Below are 21,715 nucleotides of genomic sequence, written 5' to 3' on the forward strand. Positions count from 1 at the left end.
AATGAAACTTTACAACTTAAAAGATCATAACGAACAGGTCAGCTTTGCGCAGGCCGTCACCCAGGGGCTTGGCAAAAATCAGGGGCTGTTCTTCCCGCACGATCTGCCGGAATTTAACCTGACCGAGGTCGATGAGATGCTGGCGCAGGATTTCGTCACCCGCAGTGCGAAAATCCTTGCGGCGTTTATTGGCGATGAAATTCCTGAGGATGCGCTGGAAGCCCGCGTGCGTGCCGCGTTTGCTTTCCCTGCGCCGGTAAAACCGGTGGAGAGCGACGTTGGCTGCCTGGAGCTTTTCCACGGACCTACGCTGGCATTTAAAGATTTCGGCGGGCGTTTTATGGCGCAGATGCTGAGTGCTATTAGCGGCGACAAACCGGTGACCATTCTGACGGCGACGTCTGGCGATACGGGCGCTGCGGTGGCACATGCCTTCTACGGAATGAAGAACGTGCGTGTGGTGATCCTTTATCCGCAGGGCAAAATCAGCCCGCTGCAGGAAAAACTGTTCTGTACATTGGGCGGCAATATCGAAACTGTCGCTATCGATGCGGATTTCGATGCCTGCCAGGCACTGGTTAAACAGGCATTCGATGATGAAGAGCTGAAAACGGCACTGGGCTTGAACTCGGCAAACTCGATCAACATCAGCCGTCTGCTGGCACAGATTTGTTATTACTTTGAAGCGGTTGCACAACTGCCGCAGGAAGCACGCAATCAACTGGTGGTTTCCGTGCCGAGCGGTAACTTCGGTGATCTGACCGCCGGTTTGCTGGCGAAATCTCTGGGGCTGCCGATCAAGCGTTTTATCGCCGCCACCAACGCCAATGACACGGTTCCGCGCTTCCTGAAAGAGGGGCAATGGCAACCTAAAGCGACGCAGGCGACATTGTCGAACGCGATGGACGTGAGCCAGCCGAATAACTGGCCGCGTGTTGAAGAGTTGTTCCGTCGTAAGATCTGGCGCTTAAACGAGCTGGGTTATGCAGCGGTGGATGACGAAACCACGAAAGCCACGATCCGCGAGCTGAAAGGCAAGGGCTACATTTCTGAACCGCATGCTGCCATCGCTTACCGTGCGCTGCGCGATCAACTGCAACCGGGCGAGTACGGCCTGTTCCTCGGTACCGCGCATCCGGCGAAGTTCAAAGAGAGTGTTGAGGAGATTCTGGGAGAAACCCTGCCGCTGCCAAAAGAGCTGGCCGATCGCGCCGACTTACCACTGCTTTCGCATCAGTTGCCTGCGGATTTCTCCGCCCTGCGTCAGTTGATGATGAGCAAAGCGTAATGTCTCTGTTTCCCCTGCCTGCTGGCAGGGGAAACATAACGCTTACTGCTCGTGACGCTTAAACACCATTTCGTCCTGCGCGGACGCTTCTTCATCAAAGAAATACCCTTCGCTATCAAACCCCGCTAACTGCTCCGGTTTCGTCAAACGCTGCTCAATGATGTAGCGGCTCATCAACCCACGCGCTTTTTTGGCGTAGAAGCTGATGACCTTAAACTTGCCATTCTTCTCATCAAGGAACACAGGTTTGATTACCCTGGCTTTCAGTTTCTGGGTTTTGACCGAGCGGAAATATTCGTCAGAGGCCAGGTTGATAACAATATCGTCGCCCTGGGCGGCAATGGCGTCGTTGAGTTTGTGGGTAATGATATCGCCCCAGAATTGATACAGATCCTTACCTTTGGCGTTCTCCAGCCGGATGCCCATCTCCAGCCGGTAAGGTTGCATCAGATCCAGCGGGCGCAGCACGCCGTATAACCCGGAAAGCATGCGCAGATGCTGCTGCGCAAAGTCGAAATCCGCCTCGCTGAAGGTTTTCGCCTGCAGACCGGTGTAGACGTCGCCTTTGAAGGCCAGAATCGCCTGGCGCGCATTTTCCGGGGTGAAATCAGGCTGCCAGTCGTGAAAGCGGGTCGCGTTAAGATCGGCGAGCTTATCGCTGATGCCCATCAGCGCTTTGATTTGCGGCGCAGAAAGTTTTCGCGCGGTCTTAATCAATTGCTGGGCGTGATCCAGCAGTTCCGGCTGGGTGAAGCGCGTGGTCGCCAGCGGGCTTTGGTAATCGAGTGTTTTAGCAGGTGAAATCAAAATCAGCATACTCAGTCCTTGCTGTGCGAGAAATTTCCGCTGACTTTAGCAAAAAAACCAACAGACTTGATCGATAGTTGCGATTAGCGCTACGAACGGGGAATGTCATCCCAGCTCCCCGGCGCCAGCTGGCGTTTGATCTCCGGGTAGCGCTTCGGATCAAAGACCGGCATGACGCCAAGTTTACGCTGGCGCTGGTAATCACGCGCCAGCAGTCTCACTACTGGCGAAAGCAACAGGATCGCGGTCAGGTTGGTAATAGCCATCAACGCCATCATCACGTCGGCGACGTGCCAGATTAGCGGCAGGCTGAAAAACGAGCCCATTAGCACCATCAGCAAAACAGCTGTGCGCAGTAACCAGATATTCCTTGCGCTATTACGGCGCAAAAAGATCAGGTTGTTTTCCGCGTAGGTGTAGTTCGCCACAATCGACGTAAATGCAAACAGCGCCACGATGGCGGCAACGAACCCCGCGCCCCAGCTTCCTGTCAGTGACACCATCGCCTGCTGCATCAATTGTGTTCCGCCGATCGCGCCTGTAGCTGGCGCATTTCCCGCGAGCAGCAGAATAAACGCGCTGGCGGTACAGACCAGAAAGGTATCGGTTACGACGCCAATCATCTGCACAAAACCTTGTGCGACAGGATGTGGAGGCCATGATGCCGCAGTAGCGGCGGCGTTGGGGGACGATCCCATACCCGCTTCATTAGCGAGCATGCTACGTTGAAAACCGCTGGTGATGGCCTGGCTAAGGGTGTAAGCCATGGTTCCGGTTGCCGCTTCCTGCCAGCCAAAAGCGCTTTTGACAATGTTCACAAGAACCGCAGGCAGCAGATTGGCATGCCACAGGCTGACGCCAAAACTCACGACAATCCAGGCCAGCGCCATTACCGGCACCATCCACTGCATCAAGCGCGCAACGTTGTTAAGCCCTTTGAGCATGAACAGAAAAGCACACGCAGCAAGCACGATCCCACTGATAAACCCGGGCACGTTCCACGCATAACGCGCGGCTTGTGCCATCGCCGTGGATTGAATGGTGTTAAACACCAGACCGTAGGTGAGCAGCAAAAAGATGGAGAACAGCACGCCCATCCAGCGCATGCCCAGCCCGCGTTCCATATACCATGCCGGGCCGCCGCGCAGCTGCTGATTGTCATCACGCTCTTTGTACAATTGCGCCAGCGAACATTCGGCAAAGCTAATGACCATGCCAATGATGGCGGAAACCCACATCCAGAAAATCGCTCCTGGGCCGCCGGTGGTCAGTGCAAACGCCACGCCCGCCAGGTTACCGCTGCCGAGCCTTGTCGCAAGGCTCAGGCATAATGCCTGATACGACGAGAGCGCACCAGGCTGTGCAACTCGGCTGCTTTTCAGACTTTGGCCAAAATCGCGAATGAAACGGAAGGGGACAAACCGGCTGCGGAACGCAAACCAGATACCTGCCGCCGCCAGCAGGTAAACCATCAATGAACCCCAAAGGATTTCACTGATGAATGAGAAAAATTCAGGCATTAACATTCCTCTTGTTGATGCCGGGGGGGGGGGGCCTGGGGCGTGGCTACAGGAGTGTATGCATCACTTCGCAGGCAATTAATTAAGTGAGTTTACCATACAATTTTCAGAGCATTGTCTGCGGTTGCGCTGGCAAGGCGTCGTGTTATCATCATGGGCAGACCGGTTACATCCCCCTAACAAGTATACTCGTCATACTTCTCGTTGAGGTGCGCTGGCTGCGTTAATGCGCCAGGCGCAGCAACGCGTCGTCGGTCTTAGCGTGGAGTATTAGGGTATCGTTTAAAGAGAAATATTATCATGACGGATAAATTGACCTCCCTGCGTCAGTACACCACAGTCGTGGCTGATACCGGAGATATCGCGGCAATGAAGCTGTACCAGCCGCAGGATGCAACAACTAACCCTTCTCTGATTCTTGGGGCTGCCCAAATCCCTGAATACCGCAAACTGATTGACGACGCCGTGACCTGGGCGCGTAGCCAGAGCAGCGATCGTGCGCAGCAGGTTGTTGATGCAACAGACCGACTGGCAGTGAATATCGGTCTGGAAATCCTCAAACTGATCCCTGGCCGTATCTCCACCGAAGTGGATGCGCGTCTCTCTTACGACACCGACGCGTCCATCGCGAAAGCAAAACGCCTGATCAAAATGTACAACGATGCGGGTATCAGCAACGATCGTATCCTGATCAAACTGGCGTCCACCTGGCAGGGCATCCGCGCTGCAGAACAGCTGGAAAAAGAGGGTATCAACTGTAACCTGACGCTGCTGTTCTCCTTTGCACAGGCGCGCGCATGTGCTGAAGCGGGCGTGTTCCTGATCTCTCCGTTCGTTGGCCGTATTCTCGACTGGTACAAAGCCAATACCGACAAGAAAGAGTACGCACCGGCAGAAGATCCGGGTGTGGTTTCCGTTACGGAGATCTACCAGTACTACAAACAGCACGGCTATGAAACCGTGGTGATGGGCGCAAGCTTCCGTAACACCGGCGAAATTATTGAACTGGCGGGCTGCGACCGTCTGACCATCGCGCCGGCACTGCTGAAAGAGCTGTCTGAAAGCGCGGGCACCATTGAACGCAAACTCGCTTACACCGGCGAAGTGAAAGCGCGTCCTGAGCGCATCACCGAAGCGGAATTCCTGTGGCAGCACAACCAGGATCCGATGGCGGTTGATAAACTGGCGGACGGTATCCGTAAGTTTGCCGTTGACCAGGAAAAACTGGAAAAAATGATCGGCGATCTGCTGTAATCATCAGGCGTGGCCGGGTTCCCGGTCACGCTTCTTCTCTCTGCTCTGTTTGCCTTTCCCCTCAGCGTGTATCATTTCGTTAAATTGTTTTTTTGCACGGAATGAATATGGACACACTACGCATTGGTTTAGTTTCGGTTTCCGATCGCGCCTCCAGCGGCGTTTATCAGGACAAAGGTTTGCCCGCACTGGAAGCGTGGCTGGCGAGCGCCCTGACAACCCCTTTTCAGATTGAAACTCGTCTGATCCCGGATGAGCAAAGCATTATCGAACAAACCCTGTGCGAGCTGGTGGATGAAATGAGTTGCCATCTGGTGCTGACCACTGGCGGAACCGGGCCTGCGCGCCGCGATGTAACGCCGGATGCGACGCTGGCGGTAGCCGATCGCGAAATGCCCGGGTTTGGCGAACAGATGCGGCAAATCAGCCTCAATTTTGTGCCGACCGCGATCCTTTCCCGCCAGGTCGGTGTGATCCGCAAGCAGGCGCTGATCCTCAATTTGCCCGGTCAGCCGAAATCCATAAAAGAGACGCTGGAAGGGCTTAAAGATGAAGATGGTACAGTGAAAGTGCCAGGTATTTTTGCCAGTGTACCGTATTGTGTACAGTTGCTGGACGGGCCATACGTCGAGACAGATCCGCAAGTTGTAGCATCTTTTAGGCCTAAGAGCGCAACGCGTGAAATATTATCCTAAAAATGATTCTTTTCTGAGATAAGCAGTGCCGTCTATGGAGTGTTAATTTATTTACGGTATAGTAATTTTTAATTTACAGGATCCGTAATAATTAAATTAACACTTCCTCTTTACAAACGGTTCGCTATGTCAACTTATACACGCCCTCTGAACAGACAAGACTATAAAACGCTGACGCTGGCCGCGCTGGGTGGCGCGCTGGAGTTTTATGATTTCATCATTTTCGTCTTCTTTGCCGCCGTTGTCGGTGAGCTCTTTTTCCCTGCTGATATCCCGGAATGGCTGCGCCAGGTGCAGACCTTTGGCATTTTTGCCGCAGGTTACTTGGCTCGTCCGCTCGGCGGCATTGTGATGGCGCACTTTGGCGATTTGGTCGGGCGCAAGAAGATGTTTACGCTCAGTATCCTGCTAATGGCGCTGCCGACGCTGGCGATTGGTTTGCTGCCGACCTATGCCTCGATGGGCATTGTTGCGCCGTTGCTGCTGCTGTTAATGCGTGTGCTGCAAGGCGCGGCGATTGGTGGTGAAGTGCCTGGCGCCTGGGTTTTTGTGGCCGAACATGTTCCGGCTCGCCGCATTGGTATTGCCTGTGGGACGTTAACCGCGGGGCTGACGGTAGGCATTTTGCTCGGCTCTGTAGTCGCCACGCTGGTAAACACCAGCATGACGCAGCAAGCTATTCACGATGGCGGCTGGCGTATTCCGTTCCTGTTGGGCGGGGCGTTTGGTCTGGTGGCTATGTACTTGCGTCGCTGGTTACAGGAAACGCCGATTTTCCTTGAGCTCCAGCAGCGAAAAGCGTTGGCGCAGGAATTGCCGGTCAAATCTGTGGTAATGAAACATAAAAAAGCGGTGGTGGTTTCGATGCTGCTGACCTGGCTGTTGTCCGCTGGGATTGTGGTGGTGATCCTGATGTCGCCGGTTTGGCTACAAAAACAGTATGGTTTCGCGCCAGCGCTGACGTTGCAGGCGAACAGTATCGCCACTGTGATGCTCTGCTTGGGTTGTCTTGCTGCCGGACTGCTGGTGGACAAATTTGGTGCCAGTCGTACTTTTATTGTTGGCAGCATTCTGCTGGCCTGTTCCAGCTGGTTTTTCTATCACCTGGTCGGCAGCCATCCTGAGCAGCTGTTTCTTTTGTATGGCGTGGTGGGGCTGTGCGTTGGCGTGGTGGGCGCGGTGCCCTACGTAATGGTGCGTGCCTTCCCGGCAGAGGTGCGTTTCACCGGTATTTCATTCTCTTATAACGTGTCGTATGCCATTTTCGGTGGACTGACGCCGATTGCCGTTACGATGCTGATGGGCGTTTCGCCGATGGCTCCCGCATGGTATGTGCTGGCGCTGTCGCTGCTTGGCCTGGGGTTGGGGATTTTGCTGCGTCAGGATCTTCATCACCAGGATAACGTGACTGAAGGCGCGATACAGCAATCATAAAAAACGGAGCCAAATGGCTCCGTTTTGTTTTATCCATAGAAATTAGTGCTTCTCGCCAATTGGCAGCACAGTGCGTTCGAACTGTTCGTTCAGCACTTCGCCCATCGCCAGATAGATTGCGCTGGCACCACATACCAGACCGATCCAGCCTGCAACGTGAACAATGCCTTCGTTATCAGCCAGGTGGCCAATTGCCAGCAGCGCGAACAGCACCGTCAGACTCAGGAAGACGAATTGCAGTGCGCGTGCGCCTTTCAGCGTGCCGAAGAACATAAACAGTGTGAATACGCCCCAGATGCCTAAATAAACGCCCAGGAAATGGCCGTTGGTTGCTTCTGCCAGCCCCATTTTCGGGAACAGCAGAATCGCTACCAGCGTCAACCAGAAAGAGCCGTAGGAGGTGAACGCAGTTAAACCGAAGGTGTTGCCTTTTTTATACTCAAGCAGACCGGCAAAAATTTGTGCGATACCACCATAGAAAATGCCCATCGCCAGGATAATGACATCCATCGGGAACAAACCAATATTGTGCAGGTTAAGCAGAATAGTGGTCATGCCGAAGCCCATTAAGCCCAGCGGAGCCGGATTAGCCAACTTAGTGTTGCCCATAATTCCTCAAAATAAATCAATATGAAAAGGGAAAATGAAAGCCCCGCGTCGGTATTGAGGAGGCGGGGCGCGGCATCATAAATAGCGCCATTGAACCTGTCTATGATCTGAACAGGTGTAAATTAAAAAATTTTTTACCGCTCCCCCTTGATGCGCGAGCTTGCGACCCCATCTTGTAGTCAACCGCAGTGTGTGAGCCTGAAAAAAAACAATACAGGGTAGTTGAAACCGCACGTTTCGCCCTTATTACAGGTTCACAACCACATGATGACGAATTTTTAGTGGAGACGTTTAGATGGGTAAAATTATTGGTATCGACCTTGGGACAACCAACTCTTGTGTAGCCATTATGGATGGCGCTCAGGCTCGTGTGCTGGAGAACGCCGAAGGCGATCGCACCACGCCTTCTATTATCGCTTATACACAGGATGGCGAAACTCTGGTAGGTCAGCCGGCTAAACGTCAGGCAGTGACGAACCCGCAAAACACTTTGTTTGCGATCAAACGCCTGATTGGCCGTCGCTTCCAGGACGAGGAAGTCCAGCGTGACGAATCTATCATGCCGTACAAAATCATCGCAGCCGACAACGGCGATGCGTGGATTGATGTAAAAGGCACCAAAATGGCACCGCCGCAGATTTCTGCGGAAGTGCTGAAAAAAATGAAGAAAACCGCTGAAGATTACCTGGGTGAACCGGTAACTGAAGCTGTTATCACCGTTCCGGCTTACTTTAACGATGCGCAGCGTCAGGCAACCAAAGACGCAGGCCGTATCGCAGGTCTGGAAGTTAAACGTATTATCAACGAACCGACAGCGGCAGCGCTGGCGTACGGTCTGGATAAAGAAACCGGCAACCGTACTATCGCGGTATATGACCTGGGTGGCGGTACTTTCGATATCTCTATCATCGAAATCGATGAAGTTGATGGCGAAAAAACCTTCGAAGTTCTGGCAACCAACGGTGATACCCACCTGGGTGGTGAAGACTTCGACAGCCGTCTGATCAACTACCTGGTAGAAGAGTTCAAGAAAGATCAGGGTATCGATCTGCGTAACGATCCGCTGGCGATGCAGCGTCTGAAAGAAGCGGCAGAAAAAGCGAAAATTGAGCTCTCTTCCGCGCAGCAGACTGACGTGAACCTGCCGTATATCACTGCAGATGCGACTGGTCCGAAACACATGAACATCAAAGTGACTCGCGCGAAACTGGAAAGCCTGGTTGAAGACCTGGTTAACCGTTCCATCGAGCCGCTGAAAGTTGCGCTGCAGGATGCGGGTCTGTCCGTATCTGACATCAACGACGTGATCCTGGTCGGTGGCCAGACGCGTATGCCGATGGTGCAGAAAAAAGTGGCCGAGTTCTTCGGTAAAGAGCCGCGTAAAGACGTTAACCCGGACGAAGCCGTTGCTATCGGTGCTGCGGTGCAGGGCGGTGTTCTGACTGGTGAAGTGAAAGACGTTCTGCTGCTGGACGTTACCCCGCTGTCGCTGGGTATCGAAACCATGGGCGGCGTGATGACTGCGCTGATCAACAAAAACACCACTATCCCGACCAAGCACAGCCAGGTGTTCTCTACTGCGGAAGACAACCAGTCTGCGGTAACCATCCATGTGCTGCAGGGTGAGCGTAAACGTGCGTCTGATAACAAATCGCTGGGTCAGTTCAACCTCGATGGTATCAACCCGGCACCGCGCGGTATGCCGCAGATTGAAGTTACCTTCGACATCGACGCCGATGGTATTTTGCACGTGTCTGCAAAAGACAAAAATACCAACCGCGAGCAGAAGATCACCATCAAGGCTTCTTCTGGTCTGAACGAAGATGAAATCCAGAAAATGGTACGCGATGCTGAAGCAAACGCTGAAGCTGACCGTAAATTTGAAGAACTGGTGCAGACCCGTAACCAGGCAGACCATCTGCTGCACAGCACCCGTAAGCAGGTTGAAGAAGCAGGCGATAAACTGCCGGCGGAAGACAAAACTGCTATCGACGCTGCGCTGAGCGAGCTGGAAACGGCGCTGAAAGGCGAAGACAAGGCTGACATCGAAGCGAAAATGCAGACGCTGGCGCAGGCTTCCCAGAAACTGCTGGAAATCGCACAGCAACAGCACGCGCAACAGCAGGCGGGCGCTGATGCTTCTGCGAACAACGCGAAAGACGACGATGTTGTTGACGCCGAGTTTGAAGAAGTAAAAGACAAAAAATAATCGCCCTGATGCAGGGTAGATAACCAGCACGGGCGTCGGGGTTTTCTCCACGCCCGTGCTCGTATGTTAAGGGGCAGATAAACCGATGGCGAAGCAAGACTATTACGAGATTTTAGGCGTTCCGAAAACAGCGGAAGAGCGTGAAATCAAAAAGGCGTACAAACGCCTGGCCATGAAATATCACCCGGACCGCAACCAGGGCGATAAAGAGGCCGAAGCCAAATTCAAAGAAATTAAAGAAGCCTACGAAGTCCTGACCGATGCCCAAAAACGTGCGGCTTACGATCAGTACGGCCATGCGGCGTTTGAACAAGGCGGCATGGGCGGTGGTGGGTTCGGCGGCGGCGGTTTTGGCGGCGGCGCGGACTTCAGCGATATTTTCGGCGACGTGTTTGGCGATATTTTCGGCGGTGGCCGTGGTCGTCAGCGCGCGGCGCGCGGCGCGGATTTGCGCTACAACATGGATTTGACGCTGGAAGAAGCCGTTCGCGGCGTCACGAAAGAGATCCGTATTCCTACACTTGAAGAGTGTGACGTGTGCCACGGCAGCGGCGCGAAAGCGGGTACGCAGCCGCAGACCTGTCCGACCTGTCACGGTTCTGGCCAGGTACAGATGCGCCAGGGCTTTTTTGCCGTGCAGCAGACCTGTCCGCACTGTCAGGGGCGGGGTACGCTGATTAAAGATCCATGCAACAAATGTCACGGTCATGGCCGCGTCGAAAAATCCAAAACCCTGTCCGTTAAAATCCCGGCAGGCGTGGATACCGGTGATCGCATTCGTCTGAGTGGTGAAGGCGAAGCGGGTGAACACGGTGCACCAGCAGGTGATCTGTACGTTCAGGTGCAAGTAAAACAGCACCCAATCTTTGAACGTGAAGGCAACAACTTGTACTGCGAAGTGCCGATCAACTTTGCCATGGCGGCGCTGGGCGGTGAAATCGAAGTGCCGACGCTGGATGGTCGCGTGAAGCTGAAAGTACCGACCGAAACCCAGACGGGCAAACTGTTCCGTATGCGCGGCAAAGGGGTGAAATCCGTTCGCGGCGGCGCACAGGGCGATTTGCTGTGTCGTGTGGTTGTAGAAACGCCGGTCGGCCTTAACGACAAGCAGAAACAGCTGCTGAAAGATCTGCAGGATAGTTTTGGCGGCCCGACAGGCGAAAATAATAGCCCGCGTTCCAAGAGCTTCTTCGACGGCGTGAAGAAATTCTTTGACGATTTAACCCGTTAAGCCTTCTTCATGATGCGTTATCAGGCCCGGCTTCTGCCGGGCTTTTTTTATCCGCTTTTCAATTGCTCGGAAAAAGAGAGTCTATCAGCAACAATAATCTGATTTTGTCGAGGATTAGAGCGGAGTAAGATAGCCGCCACGACGTTACAGGGATCGGAGAACAAGATGAAATTATTGCAACGCTTCTTTAGCAGCGATGCCTCGGGTGGCATTGTGCTGATCATTGCGGCGGCGCTGGCGATGCTCTGCGCCAACCTCGGTGCTACGCAGGATTTATACAGCTCTTTTCTGCAAACACCTGTTGAGCTGAAAGTCGGCTCGCTGGAGATCAAAAAAGATATGCTGCTGTGGATCAACGATGCGTTGATGGCAATCTTTTTCCTGATGGTCGGTCTGGAGGTGAAATATGAACTGGTTCAGGGCACGCTCGCCAGCCGCCAGCAGGCTGTATTCCCGGTAATTGCTGCACTCGGCGGCATGGTGGCTCCGGCGCTGATCTTTTTGCTGTTTAACCACGATAACCCCCTGGCGAGCCATGGTTGGGCCATTCCAACCGCAACCGATATCGCCTTTGCTCTCGGGGTGCTGGCGTTATTAGGCAACCGGGTTCCGCCCGTGCTGAAAGTGTTTTTGATGGCGCTGGCGATCATTGATGATCTGGGCGCGATTATTATTATCGCGTTGTTCTATACCAGCGACCTCTCAACACTGGCGCTGGGCGTTGCCGCTGGCGCGATTGTTGTCCTTGCTATCATGAATGCGTTGAATATCCGACGTATTGGCCTTTACATGCTGGTCGGCGTTGTCTTGTGGACAGCGGTGCTGAAATCCGGTGTGCATGCGACTCTCGCGGGTGTGGTTGTCGGTTTCTTTGTCCCACTGCGTGAAGAAAAAGGTGTCTCTCCGCTCCATCAACTTGTGGACGCGATTAACCCGTGGGTTGGCTGGCTGATCCTGCCGTTGTTCGCGTTTGCGAACGCGGGTGTTTCATTACATGGAATGTCGCTGTCCGGGCTGGGAGATGTGTTGCCGTTGGGCATTATTGCCGGTCTTGTTATTGGCAAACCGCTTGGGATCTCGCTGTTTTGCTGGCTGGCGCTGCGTTTGAAGCTGGCGAGGTTACCGCAAGGCGCAGTGTTCAAACAGATTATGGCGGTCGGCGTGCTGTGCGGTATCGGCTTTACCATGTCGATATTTATCTCCTCGCTGGCCTTTGGCGACGCGCATGCGGAGATGGTTGCCTGGAGCAAGCTTGGGATCCTGACGGGTTCGATTCTCTCTGCGGTAACCGGTTATTGTCTGCTGCGTACACGCATTATTCGTACCTGACGGCGAGCAGGACAAAGGGCGATGTCGTACATAAATTACAATCATCTCTATTACTTCTGGCATGTCTATCGGGAAGGCTCCGTCGTTGGTGCGGCGGAGGCGCTCTTCCTGACGCCACAAACTATCACCGGGCAGATCAAAGCGCTCGAAGATCGCTTACAGGGCAAGCTTTTCAAGCGTAAAGGAAGAGGACTGGAACCCACCGAATTGGGCGCGCTGGTTTTCCGTTACGCCGACAAAATGTTTACCCTGAGCCAGGAGATGCTCGACATCATTAACTACCGCAAAGAGTCGAACCTGCTGTTTGATGTCGGCGTTGCCGATGCGCTCTCGAAAAGGCTGGTAAGCGGTATTCTCGATGCGGTTGTACAGGAGGGGGAACAGATCCACTTACGCTGTTTTGAATCCACCCATGAACTGCTGCTGGAACAGTTGAGCCAGCATCAGCTTGATATGATTATCTCCGACTGTCCTATCGATTCCACGCAGCAGGAAGGGCTGTTTTCAGTAAAAATTGGCGAGTGTAGCGTCAGTTTCTGGTGCAGTGATTCGACGCTCAAAAAACCGTTTCCGGCTTGCCTGGAAGAAAGACGCCTGTTAATACCTGGTCGACGTTCAATGCTTGGTCGTAAGCTGCTGAACTGGTTTAACGCGCAGGGATTGCAGGTAGAAATATTGGGTGAGTTTGATGATGCGGCGCTGATGAAAGCCTTTGGTGCGGCGCATAACGCCATTTTTGTTGCACCGACGTTATATGCGGATGACTTCTATGCTGACGATCGCATGGTAGAAATCGGTCGGGTGGAAAACGTGATGGAGGAGTACCACGCCATTTTTGCAGAACGGATGATTCAGCATCCGGCGGTACAACGCATCTGCAATCGGGATTACGCCGCGCTTTTTACGCCAGGGCAGAAATAAAAAAACCCGCCGAAGCGGGTTTTTTCACAAAGCCAACAACGTAGCGATTAAGCCAGTTTGTTGATCTGCGCGGTCAGGTTAGCCTTATGACGCGCTGCTTTGTTTTTGTGGATCAGACCTTTAGCGGCCTGACGATCCACGATCGGTTGCATTTCGTTAAATGCATTCTGCGCAGCGGCTTTGTCGCCAGCTTCAATTGCTGCGTATACTTTCTTGATGAAAGTACGCATCATTGAACGGCGGCTAGCGTTGTGCTTGCGAGCCTTTTCAGACTGAACGGCGCGCTTCTTAGCTGATTTGATATTAGCCAAGGTCCAACTCCCAAATATGATCTATATGGACAATTCAAAGGCCGGGGAATATGCCCTTTTCGCCTTCTTTTGTCAATGGATTTGTGCAAATAAGCGCCGTTAAAGTACAACGCTCGTTACGTATTGATGGCGCAGGATTCTAACAGCTTGCGTGCCGCGAATACAGCTTTTCCGCCAGAAAAATCGTTATCTAAGGCAGATTTTCATGGCACAGGTAGACAGCCTGATGAAATCCTTCCCCTTTCTGCGTTGTTAAGGCAATCGTCGGTTAACGTCGCCCGCTGTACAAGGTATAATCCGACGATTTTCACTGTTTTGAGCCAGACATGAAGCTGATACGCGGCATACATAATCTCAGCCAGGCACCGCATGGGTGTGTGCTGACTATTGGTAATTTCGATGGTGTGCATCGTGGCCATCAGGCGCTATTACAAGGGCTTGGCGCTGAAGGGCGTGCCCGTGGCCTGCCGGTGGTCGTGATGATTTTTGAGCCGCAGCCGCTGGAATTGTTCGCCGGGGAAAAAGCCCCTGCGCGGCTGACCCGCCTGCGCGAAAAGCTGCGCTTGCTGGCCGATTGCGGTGTGGACTACGTACTCTGCGTGCGCTTCGATCGCCGTTTTGCGGCGCTCACCGCACAAACGTTTGTCAGCGATTTGCTGGTTGAACGCCTTGGAGTGAAATTCCTCGCAGTCGGCGATGATTTCCGTTTTGGCGCTGGTCGCCAGGGGGATTTCTTGTTATTACAGAAGGCCGGTGAAAAGTACGGTTTCAGCGTCACCAGCACGCAAACTTTCTGCCAGGGCGGCGTGCGTGTTAGCAGCACGGCAGTGCGTCAGGCGCTGGCGGAAGATAACCTGGAACTGGCTGCCAATTTACTGGGTCACCCTTTTACCATTTCCGGGCGCGTTGTGCACGGTGATGAACTGGGGCGCACCATTGGTTTCCCGACGGCGAATTTACCGCTGCGCCGTCAGGTCTCCCCGGTCAAAGGGGTGTATGCGGTCGAAGTGGCTGGACTGGGCGATGCTGTCCTTCCCGGCGTTGCCAATATTGGCACTCGCCCAACGGTCGCGGGTGTGCGCCAGCAGCTGGAAGTGCATTTGCTTGACGTTGTAATGGACCTCTACGGGCGCCATATAGATGTAGTACTGCGTAAAAAATTACGCAACGAACAGCGATTTGCCTCGCTTGACGAACTGAAAGCGCAAATCGCCCGAGATGAGGTAGCGGCCCGCGACTTTTTTGGGCTATCTAAACCGGCTTCTTAAGGCCTGGTGGTATTAATCAAACCGAAATACGGAACCGAGAATCTGATGAGTGACTATAAATCTACCCTGAATTTGCCGGAAACAGGGTTCCCGATGCGCGGCGATCTCGCCAAGCGCGAACCGGGAATGCTGGCGCGTTGGACTGATGATGACCTGTACGGCATCATCCGTGCGGCGAAAAAAGGCAAAAAAACCTTCATTCTGCATGATGGCCCTCCATATGCGAATGGCAGCATTCATATTGGTCACTCGGTTAACAAAATTCTCAAAGACATTATTGTGAAGTCCAAAGGACTCGCAGGATTTGACTCGCCTTATGTTCCGGGGTGGGATTGCCACGGTCTGCCGATCGAGCTGAAAGTAGAGCAGGAATATGGCAAACCGGGTGAGAAGTTTACCGCAGCCGAATTCCGCGCTAAATGCCGCGAGTACGCCGCCACGCAGGTTGATGGCCAGCGTAAAGACTTTATCCGCCTTGGCGTATTGGGCGACTGGTCGCACCCTTACCTGACCATGGATTTCAAAACCGAAGCCAATATCATTCGCGCGCTCGGTAAAATCATCGGCAACGGTCATCTGCTGAAAGGTGCCAAACCGGTGCACTGGTGCGTCGACTGCCGTTCCGCACTGGCGGAAGCGGAAGTGGAGTACTACGACAAAACCTCCCCGTCTATTGATGTCGCGTTCCACGCGGTCGACCAGGACGCAGTGAAAGCTAAATTTGGTGCCGCTACCGTTAATGGTCCAATCTCGCTGGTTATCTGGACCACCACGCCATGGACGCTGCCTGCGAACCGCGCAATTTCTCTTTCTCCGGAGTTTGACTATGCGCTGGTGCAGATTGACTGTCAGGCGCTGATCCTGGCGAAAGATCTGGTCGATAGTGTGATGAAACGCATCGGCGTTGCTGATTATTCGGTGCTGGGTACGGTAAAAGGTTCCGAACTGGAACTGATGCGCTTTAAGCACCCGTTCCTCGACTTCGACGTTCCGGCGATCCTTGGCGATCACGTCACGCTGGAAGCCGGTACCGGCGCGGTGCATACCGCAGGTGGTCACGGCCCGGATGACTATACCATTAGCCTGAAATACGGTCTGGAAATCGCCAACCCGGTTGGCCCGGATGGTACATATCTGCCGGGGACTTATCCGACGCTGGATGGCGTTAACGTCTTTAAAGCGAACGATCTCATCGTGGCGCTGCTGACTGAAAAAGGCGCGCTGCTGCACGTTGAAAAAATGCAGCACAGCTACCCGTGCTGCTGGCGTCACAAGTCGCCGATCATCTTCCGCGCGACGCCGCAGTGGTTCGTTAGCATGGATCAGAAAGGGCTGCGCGCGCAGTCGCTGAGTGAAATCAAAAGCGTGCAGTGGATCCCGGACTGGGGCCAGGCGCGTATCGAATCGATGGTTGCTAACCGCCCGGACTGGTGTATTTCTCGCCAGCGCACCTGGGGTGTGCCGATGTCGCTGTTCGTGCATAAAGATACCGAAGAGCTGCACCCGCGCACGCTGGAATTGATTGAAGCAGTCGCCAAACGCGTTGAAGTTGACGGTATTCAGGCATGGTGGGATCTCGACCCGCGCGACATCATGGGTGACGATGCCGACAACTATGTGAAAGTGCCGGATACGCTGGACGTCTGGTTTGACTCCGGCTCAACCCACGCCTCTGTTGTCGATGTGCGCCCGGAATTCGCCGGCCATGCAGCAGATATGTATCTGGAAGGTTCGGATCAGCATCGCGGCTGGTTTATGTCCTCGCTGATGATCTCCACAGCGATGAAAGGCAAAGCGCCGTACAGGCAGGTGTTAACGCACGGCTTCACCGTTGATGGTCAGGGACGCAAAATGTCCAAATCCATCGGCAACACCGTTTCACCACAGGAAGTGATGAACAAACTCGGCGCGGATATTCTGCGTCTGTGGGTGGCCTCTACTGACTATACCGGTGAGATGGCGGTTTCCGATGAGATCCTGAAACGTGCTGCCGACAGCTATCGCCGTATCCGTAACACCGCGCGCTTCCTGCTGGCGAACCTGAACGGTTTCGATCCGGCAAAAGACATGGTGAAACCGGAAGAGATGGTGGTGCTGGATCGCTGGGCCGTTGGCTGCGCGAAAGCGGCACAAGAAGACATCGTTAAAGCCTACGAATCCTATGACTTCCATGAAGTGGTACAGCGCCTGATGCGCTTCTGCTCTATCGAAATGGGTTCGTTCTATCTCGACATCATCAAAGACCGCCAGTACACCGCGAAAGCGGACAGCGTGGCGCGCCGTAGCTGCCAGACCGCGCTGTATCACATCTGTGAAGCACTGGTGCGCTGGATGGCGCCGATCATGTCTTTCACCGCTGATGAGATCTGGGGTTATCTGCCAGGTTCCCGCGAGAAATATGTGTTCACCGGTGAATGGTATGAAGGTTTGTTTGGCCTGGCTGACAGCGAAGCGATGAATGATGCCTTCTGGGATGAGCTGCTGAAAGTGCGTGGCGAAGTGAACAAGGTTATCGAGCAGGCGCGCGCCGACAAGAAAGTTGGTGGGTCGCTGGAAGCGGCGGTGACGCTGTTTGCCGAGCCGGAACTGGCAGCGAAGCTGACGGCGTTGGGCACGGAATTGCGATTTGTCCTGTTGACCTCCGGCGCAAAAGTTGCGGATTATGCCAGCGCTTCTGCGGATGCACAGCAGAGCGAGCTGCTCAAAGGGCTGAAAGTCGCATTGAGCAAAGCCGAAGGTGAGAAATGCCCGCGCTGCTGGCATTACACCACCGATGTCGGTCAGGTGGCGGAACACGCAGATATTTGCGGACGCTGTGTAAGCAACGTCGCCGGTGACGGCGAAAAACGTAAGTTTGCCTGATGAGTAAATCGATCTCTTCAACAGGGCTGCGCTGGCTGTGGCTGGTGGTGGTCGTGCTGATTATCGATCTGGGCAGCAAATACCTGATCCTCCAGAATTTTGCTCTGGGGGATACGGTGTCGCTGTTCCCGTCGCTTAATTTGCACTACGCGCGTAATTATGGCGCGGCATTCAGTTTTCTGGCGGACAGCGGCGGCTGGCAGCGCTGGTTCTTCGCGGGTATCGCTATCGGTATCTGCGTGGTGCTGGCGGTGCTGATGTATCGCGCTAAGGCCTCGCAAAAACTGAACAATATCGCCTATGCGCTGATTATTGGCGGCGCGCTGGGTAATCTGTTTGATCGTCTGTGGCATGGCTTTGTCGTCGATATGATCGATTTTTATATGGGCGACTGGCATTTTGCTACCTTTAACCTTGCCGATACCGCAATTTGTATTGGCGCGGCGCTGATTGTGCTGGAAGGTTTCCTGCCCTCAACGGTCGCGAAGAAACAAGCATAAGCCAACCGCTTTGTAGGCCCGGTAAGCTAAGGCTGCCGGGCAATACAATACGAAAACATAAAGAGCAACCTGCATGTCTAAATCCGTACAGAGCGATAGCGCGGTGCTGGTGCACTTCACGCTTAAGCTCGAAGATGGCTCTCTTGCCGAGTCAACCCGCAACAATGGCAAACCGGCGCTGTTTCGCCTTGGCGACGGTTCACTCTCCGAAGGACTGGAACAACATCTGCTTGGCCTGAAAGCCGGGGAGAAAAAAGTCTTTTCTCTGGAGCCAGACGCCGCATTCGGCACGCCGAGCCCGGATCTGATTCAGTACTTCTCGCGCCGTGAATTTATGGATGCCGGTGAGCCGGAAGTCGGTGCGATTATGCTCTTTACCGCAATGGACGGCAGCGAAATGCCGGGCGTGATCCGTGAAGTCAACGGTGATTCGATTACCGTCGATTTCAACCATCCGCTGGCGGGCAGAACGGTTCATTTTGATATCGACGTGCTGGAAGTTGATCCGGCACTGGAGGAAACAAATGCAGATCCTGTTGGCTAACCCGCGCGGTTTTTGCGCCGGCGTTGACCGCGCTATCAGCATTGTTGAAAACGCGCTGGCTCTCTACGGCGCACCGATTTATGTGCGCCATGAAGTGGTGCATAACCGCTATGTTGTCGATAGCCTGCGTGAACGTGGCGCAATCTTTATTGAGCAAATCAGCGAAGTGCCGGATGGCGCGATCCTGATTTTCTCCGCCCACGGCGTCTCTCAGGCGGTGCGTAACGAAGCGAAAAGCCGCGATTTGACTGTCTTTGACGCTACCTGCCCGCTGGTCACCAAAGTGCATATGGAAGTGGCACGCGCCAGCCGTCGTGGCGAAGAAGCGATTCTGATTGGTCACGCCGGTCACCCGGAAGTAGAAGGCACCATGGGCCAGTACAGCAACCCGAAAGGGGGAATGTACCTGGTTGAATCGCCGGAAGATGTCGACACGCTGGATATCAAAGACGCGGGTAAACTGTCGTTTATGACGCAAACCACGCTCTCCGTGGACGATACGTCAGATGTGATTGACGCGCTGCGCGCGCGCTTCCCGCAGATTGTCGGCCCGCGCAAAGACGATATTTGCTACGCCACTACCAACCGGCAGGAAGCTGTGCGTGCGCTGGCGGAGCAGGCGGAAGTGGTGCTGGTGGTCGGTTCGAAAAACTCCTCTAACTCTAACCGTCTGGCCGAACTGGCACAGCGGATGGGGAAAGCGGCGTATCTCATCGACGACGCCTCTGATATTCAGGAGGCATGGGTAAAAGGCATTAACTGCGTGGGCGTCACCGCCGGGGCTTCCGCGCCGGATATCCTGGTGCAAAATGTTATTGTCCGCTTGCAGGAACTGGGCGGCGGCGAAGCGATCCCGCTGGAAGGGCGCGAAGAGAATATTGTCTTCGAAGTGCCGAAAGAGCTGCGGGTGGATGTTCGCGAAGTCGAATAACGTTTTACGCGAAGGTTTATGCGAAGATGCCAGACTGAGTCTGGCATTTTTTATGGATAATTCTGGAGGCGTGATGCGTTTTCCCATGATTCTCGACACCGATCCCGGTATCGATGATGCCGTTGCCCTTGCCGCCGCGCTGTTCGTGCCGCAGTGCGATCTCAAACTTATCACCACCGTTGCCGGTAATGTTTCGCTGGAAAAAACCACCCGTAACGCGCTGCAACTACTGAATTTCTGGCATGCGGATATCCCGCTGGCGCAGGGCGCGGCAACACCTCTGCTGCGGCCGTTGTACAGCGCCGCCGACGTACACGGCGAATCCGGCATGGATGGCTACGATTTTATTGAGCATCAGCGCCAGCCATTGGCTGTCCCTGCCTTTCAGGCAATCCGCGACGTACTGCTGGCTTCGCCGGAACCGGTAACGCTGGTCACTATCGGCCCGTTAACCAACATTGCGCTGCTGCTAACGCATTACCCGGAGTGTCAGTTCAATATTCGCCGTCTGGTGATGATGGGAGGCTCTGCCGGGCGCGGCAATTTTACGCCCAATGCCGAATTTAATATCGCTATCGATCCCGAGGCCGCTGCGCGCGTGTTCAATAGCGGGCTGGAGATCGTGATGTGCGGGCTGGATGTGACCAACCGCGCAACGTTGACACCGGAATATCTGGCGACGCTGCCGGCGCTGAACAATACCGGCAAAATGTTACATGCGCTGTTTAGCCACTATCGCAGCGGCAGCATGGCGACCGGGCTGCGGATGCACGATCTCTGCGCTATCGCCTGGCTGGCTCGTCCGGAACTGTTTACGCTGAAACCCTGTTTTGTTGCCGTGGAGACTCAGGGGCAATACACCGCAGGAACAACGGTGGTGGATATTGAAGGCAAACTGGGGCGACAACCCAATGCACAGGTGGCGCTGGAAATCGACGTAGAGGGTTTTCGTCATTGGGTAGCCGAGGTGCTGGCGCTGGCACCTTAACGTCATGCCTTTTACTGATATTTCCGGCTGTATATCATTAATTTCTTATTATCGGCGTTTTCGGCTGGTGGCTCCGACACGGGCTGGTTAATCTGGAAACGATTCTTACGCATTTTTTTAACAAAAGAGCACAACTATGCATGATGCACCAATCCGCGTAGCCATCGCGGGCGCTGGCGGGCGTATGGGCCGCCAGCTGATTCAGGCGGCACTGGCAATGGATGGCGTCGAACTTGGCGCGGCGCTGGAGCGCGAAGGTTCTTCTCTGCTGGGAAGCGACGCAGGTGAACTGGCGGGCGCGGCGAAAACCGGTGTGACCGTGCAGAGCAGTCTTGAGGCGGTGAAGGAGGATTTCGATGTCTTCATCGATTTCACCCGCCCGGAAGGCACGCTGACGCACCTGGCTTTCTGTCGGCAACACCGTAAAGGAATGGTAATTGGCACTACCGGTTTTGATGACGCAGGCAAGCAGGCCATTACCGAGGCGGCACAAGATATCGCCATTGTTTTTGCTGCCAACTTTAGCGTTGGCGTCAATGTCATGCTGAAGCTGCTGGAGAAAGCGGCGAAAGTTATGGGTGAGTATACCGATATCGAAATTATCGAAGCGCACCATCGCTACAAAGTCGATGCTCCGTCGGGAACGGCGCTGGCGATGGGCGAGGCGATTGCCGGTGCACTGAATAAAGATTTAAAAACGTGTGCCGTTTATGCGCGTGAAGGGCATACCGGCGAGCGTGTTCCCGGCACGATTGGCTTTGCCACGGTGCGAGCAGGCGACATCGTCGGCGAACATACAGCGATGTTCGCCGATATTGGCGAACGTGTTGAAATCACACATAAAGCCTCCAGTCGCATGACTTTTGCCAATGGCGCGGTTCGTTCTGCTTTGTGGCTGAAAGGAAAGAGTAATGGCCTTTTTGATATGCGAGACGTGCTTGATCTCAACAATTTATAAGATTTATTACCCATCGTGATGTGGTTGTTGCAGTCATAATCAATTGATTGCAAAGG

General features: G+C 54.1%; 19 protein-coding genes. 15 read left to right on the forward strand and 4 right to left on the reverse strand.

Going from position 1 to position 21,715, the window contains the following annotated elements; all coding sequences use genetic code 11:
* The first annotated feature begins 1 nt into the window (after position 1).
* Positions 2 to 1,288 carry a threonine synthase gene (thrC, locus tag DFO56_RS09365; RefSeq protein ID WP_020456488.1) on the forward strand — a complete coding sequence of 429 codons (1,287 nt, stop codon included), beginning with the start codon at positions 2 to 4 and terminating at the stop codon, positions 1,286 to 1,288.
* Positions 1,289 to 1,330: 42 nt separating this feature from the next.
* Here thrC and yaaA read toward each other — a convergent pair whose 3' ends face one another.
* Both yaaA and DFO56_RS09375 read right to left on the reverse strand, forming a co-directional pair.
* The gene (gene yaaA / locus DFO56_RS09370; RefSeq protein WP_045510017.1) at positions 1,331 to 2,104 is read right to left on the reverse strand and encodes a peroxide stress protein YaaA; all 774 of its coding nucleotides are present in this window, start codon (positions 2,102 to 2,104) and stop codon (positions 1,331 to 1,333) included.
* Positions 2,105 to 2,184: 80 nt separating this feature from the next.
* Positions 2,185 to 3,615 carry a sodium:alanine symporter family protein gene (locus DFO56_RS09375; RefSeq protein WP_045510013.1) on the reverse strand — a complete coding sequence of 477 codons (1,431 nt, stop codon included), beginning with the start codon at positions 3,613 to 3,615 and terminating at the stop codon, positions 2,185 to 2,187.
* A gap of 300 nt (positions 3,616 to 3,915) precedes the next feature.
* On the opposite strand from DFO56_RS09375, the gene tal reads away from it, so the two are divergent.
* The 3 genes from tal to DFO56_RS09390 all read left to right on the forward strand — a co-directional run bounded on the left by tal (position 3,916) and on the right by DFO56_RS09390 (position 6,998).
* Entirely contained in the window at positions 3,916 to 4,869 is a 954-nt protein-coding gene (gene tal, locus DFO56_RS09380) for a transaldolase (protein WP_017457867.1), read from the forward strand.
* Between the two features lie 107 nt (positions 4,870 to 4,976).
* Positions 4,977 to 5,564: a molybdopterin adenylyltransferase gene (gene mog, locus DFO56_RS09385; RefSeq protein WP_045510010.1), complete on the forward strand. Its 588-nt coding sequence runs from the start codon at positions 4,977 to 4,979 to the stop codon at positions 5,562 to 5,564.
* 126 nt (positions 5,565 to 5,690) lie between these two features.
* Positions 5,691 to 6,998, forward strand: a complete 1,308-nt coding sequence (locus DFO56_RS09390) for an MFS transporter (protein WP_045510007.1) — start codon at positions 5,691 to 5,693, stop codon at positions 6,996 to 6,998.
* 42 nt (positions 6,999 to 7,040) lie between these two features.
* Here the strand turns inward: DFO56_RS09390 and satP are convergent, their stop codons facing one another.
* Entirely contained in the window at positions 7,041 to 7,607 is a 567-nt protein-coding gene (gene satP / locus DFO56_RS09395) for an acetate uptake transporter (protein WP_020456493.1), read from the reverse strand.
* A gap of 295 nt (positions 7,608 to 7,902) precedes the next feature.
* Here satP and dnaK point away from each other — a divergent pair, with 295 nt between their 5' ends.
* The 4 genes from dnaK to nhaR all read left to right on the forward strand — a co-directional run bounded on the left by dnaK (position 7,903) and on the right by nhaR (position 13,297).
* Positions 7,903 to 9,816, forward strand: coding sequence for a molecular chaperone DnaK (gene dnaK / locus DFO56_RS09400; protein ID WP_045510005.1), 1,914 nt, complete (start codon positions 7,903 to 7,905; stop codon positions 9,814 to 9,816).
* Between the two features lie 85 nt (positions 9,817 to 9,901).
* Entirely contained in the window at positions 9,902 to 11,047 is a 1,146-nt protein-coding gene (gene dnaJ, locus DFO56_RS09405; RefSeq protein WP_017457872.1) for a molecular chaperone DnaJ, read from the forward strand.
* 165 nt (positions 11,048 to 11,212) lie between these two features.
* Complete coding sequence (gene nhaA / locus DFO56_RS09410; RefSeq protein WP_020456495.1) at positions 11,213 to 12,376, forward strand: Na+/H+ antiporter NhaA; 1,164 nt, start codon at positions 11,213 to 11,215, stop codon at positions 12,374 to 12,376.
* Between the two features lie 21 nt (positions 12,377 to 12,397).
* The gene (nhaR, locus tag DFO56_RS09415; RefSeq protein WP_045510002.1) at positions 12,398 to 13,297 is read left to right on the forward strand and encodes a transcriptional activator NhaR; all 900 of its coding nucleotides are present in this window, start codon (positions 12,398 to 12,400) and stop codon (positions 13,295 to 13,297) included.
* A 47-nt stretch (positions 13,298 to 13,344) separates the two neighbouring features.
* Here the strand turns inward: nhaR and rpsT are convergent, their stop codons facing one another.
* Complete coding sequence (gene rpsT, locus DFO56_RS09420) at positions 13,345 to 13,608, reverse strand: 30S ribosomal protein S20 (RefSeq protein WP_003856458.1); 264 nt, start codon at positions 13,606 to 13,608, stop codon at positions 13,345 to 13,347.
* 326 nt (positions 13,609 to 13,934) lie between these two features.
* Between rpsT and ribF the strand changes: the two genes are divergently transcribed.
* From ribF to dapB, 7 genes are all read left to right on the forward strand, one after another.
* Positions 13,935 to 14,876 carry a bifunctional riboflavin kinase/FAD synthetase gene (ribF, locus tag DFO56_RS09430; RefSeq protein WP_020456497.1) on the forward strand — a complete coding sequence of 314 codons (942 nt, stop codon included), beginning with the start codon at positions 13,935 to 13,937 and terminating at the stop codon, positions 14,874 to 14,876.
* A gap of 45 nt (positions 14,877 to 14,921) precedes the next feature.
* Positions 14,922 to 17,738, forward strand: a complete 2,817-nt coding sequence (gene ileS / locus DFO56_RS09435; RefSeq protein ID WP_045509997.1) for an isoleucine--tRNA ligase — start codon at positions 14,922 to 14,924, stop codon at positions 17,736 to 17,738.
* A complete protein-coding gene (lspA, locus tag DFO56_RS09440) occupies positions 17,738 to 18,238 on the forward strand; it encodes a signal peptidase II (RefSeq protein ID WP_020456499.1) in 501 nt (166 codons plus the stop codon). Before ileS ends, lspA begins: the two co-directional genes overlap by 1 nt.
* Positions 18,239 to 18,311: 73 nt before the next feature.
* Positions 18,312 to 18,782 (forward strand): FKBP-type peptidyl-prolyl cis-trans isomerase, encoded by a 471-nt coding sequence (gene fkpB / locus DFO56_RS09445; RefSeq protein WP_020456500.1) that lies wholly within the window; start codon positions 18,312 to 18,314, stop codon positions 18,780 to 18,782.
* The gene (ispH, locus tag DFO56_RS09450) at positions 18,763 to 19,713 is read left to right on the forward strand and encodes a 4-hydroxy-3-methylbut-2-enyl diphosphate reductase (protein WP_045509993.1); all 951 of its coding nucleotides are present in this window, start codon (positions 18,763 to 18,765) and stop codon (positions 19,711 to 19,713) included. Before fkpB ends, ispH begins: the two co-directional genes overlap by 20 nt.
* A 73-nt stretch (positions 19,714 to 19,786) precedes the next feature.
* Positions 19,787 to 20,701 carry a ribonucleoside hydrolase RihC gene (gene rihC, locus DFO56_RS09455; protein ID WP_045510246.1) on the forward strand — a complete coding sequence of 305 codons (915 nt, stop codon included), beginning with the start codon at positions 19,787 to 19,789 and terminating at the stop codon, positions 20,699 to 20,701.
* A 136-nt stretch (positions 20,702 to 20,837) separates the two neighbouring features.
* Positions 20,838 to 21,659 (forward strand): 4-hydroxy-tetrahydrodipicolinate reductase, encoded by an 822-nt coding sequence (dapB, locus tag DFO56_RS09460; RefSeq protein ID WP_020456503.1) that lies wholly within the window; start codon positions 20,838 to 20,840, stop codon positions 21,657 to 21,659.
* Positions 21,660 to 21,715 lie beyond the last annotated feature (56 nt).

Origin of the sequence: Kosakonia sp. AG348 (assembly GCF_003337365.1) — a bacterium.
Classification (GTDB): Bacteria; Pseudomonadota; Gammaproteobacteria; order Enterobacterales; family Enterobacteriaceae; genus Kosakonia.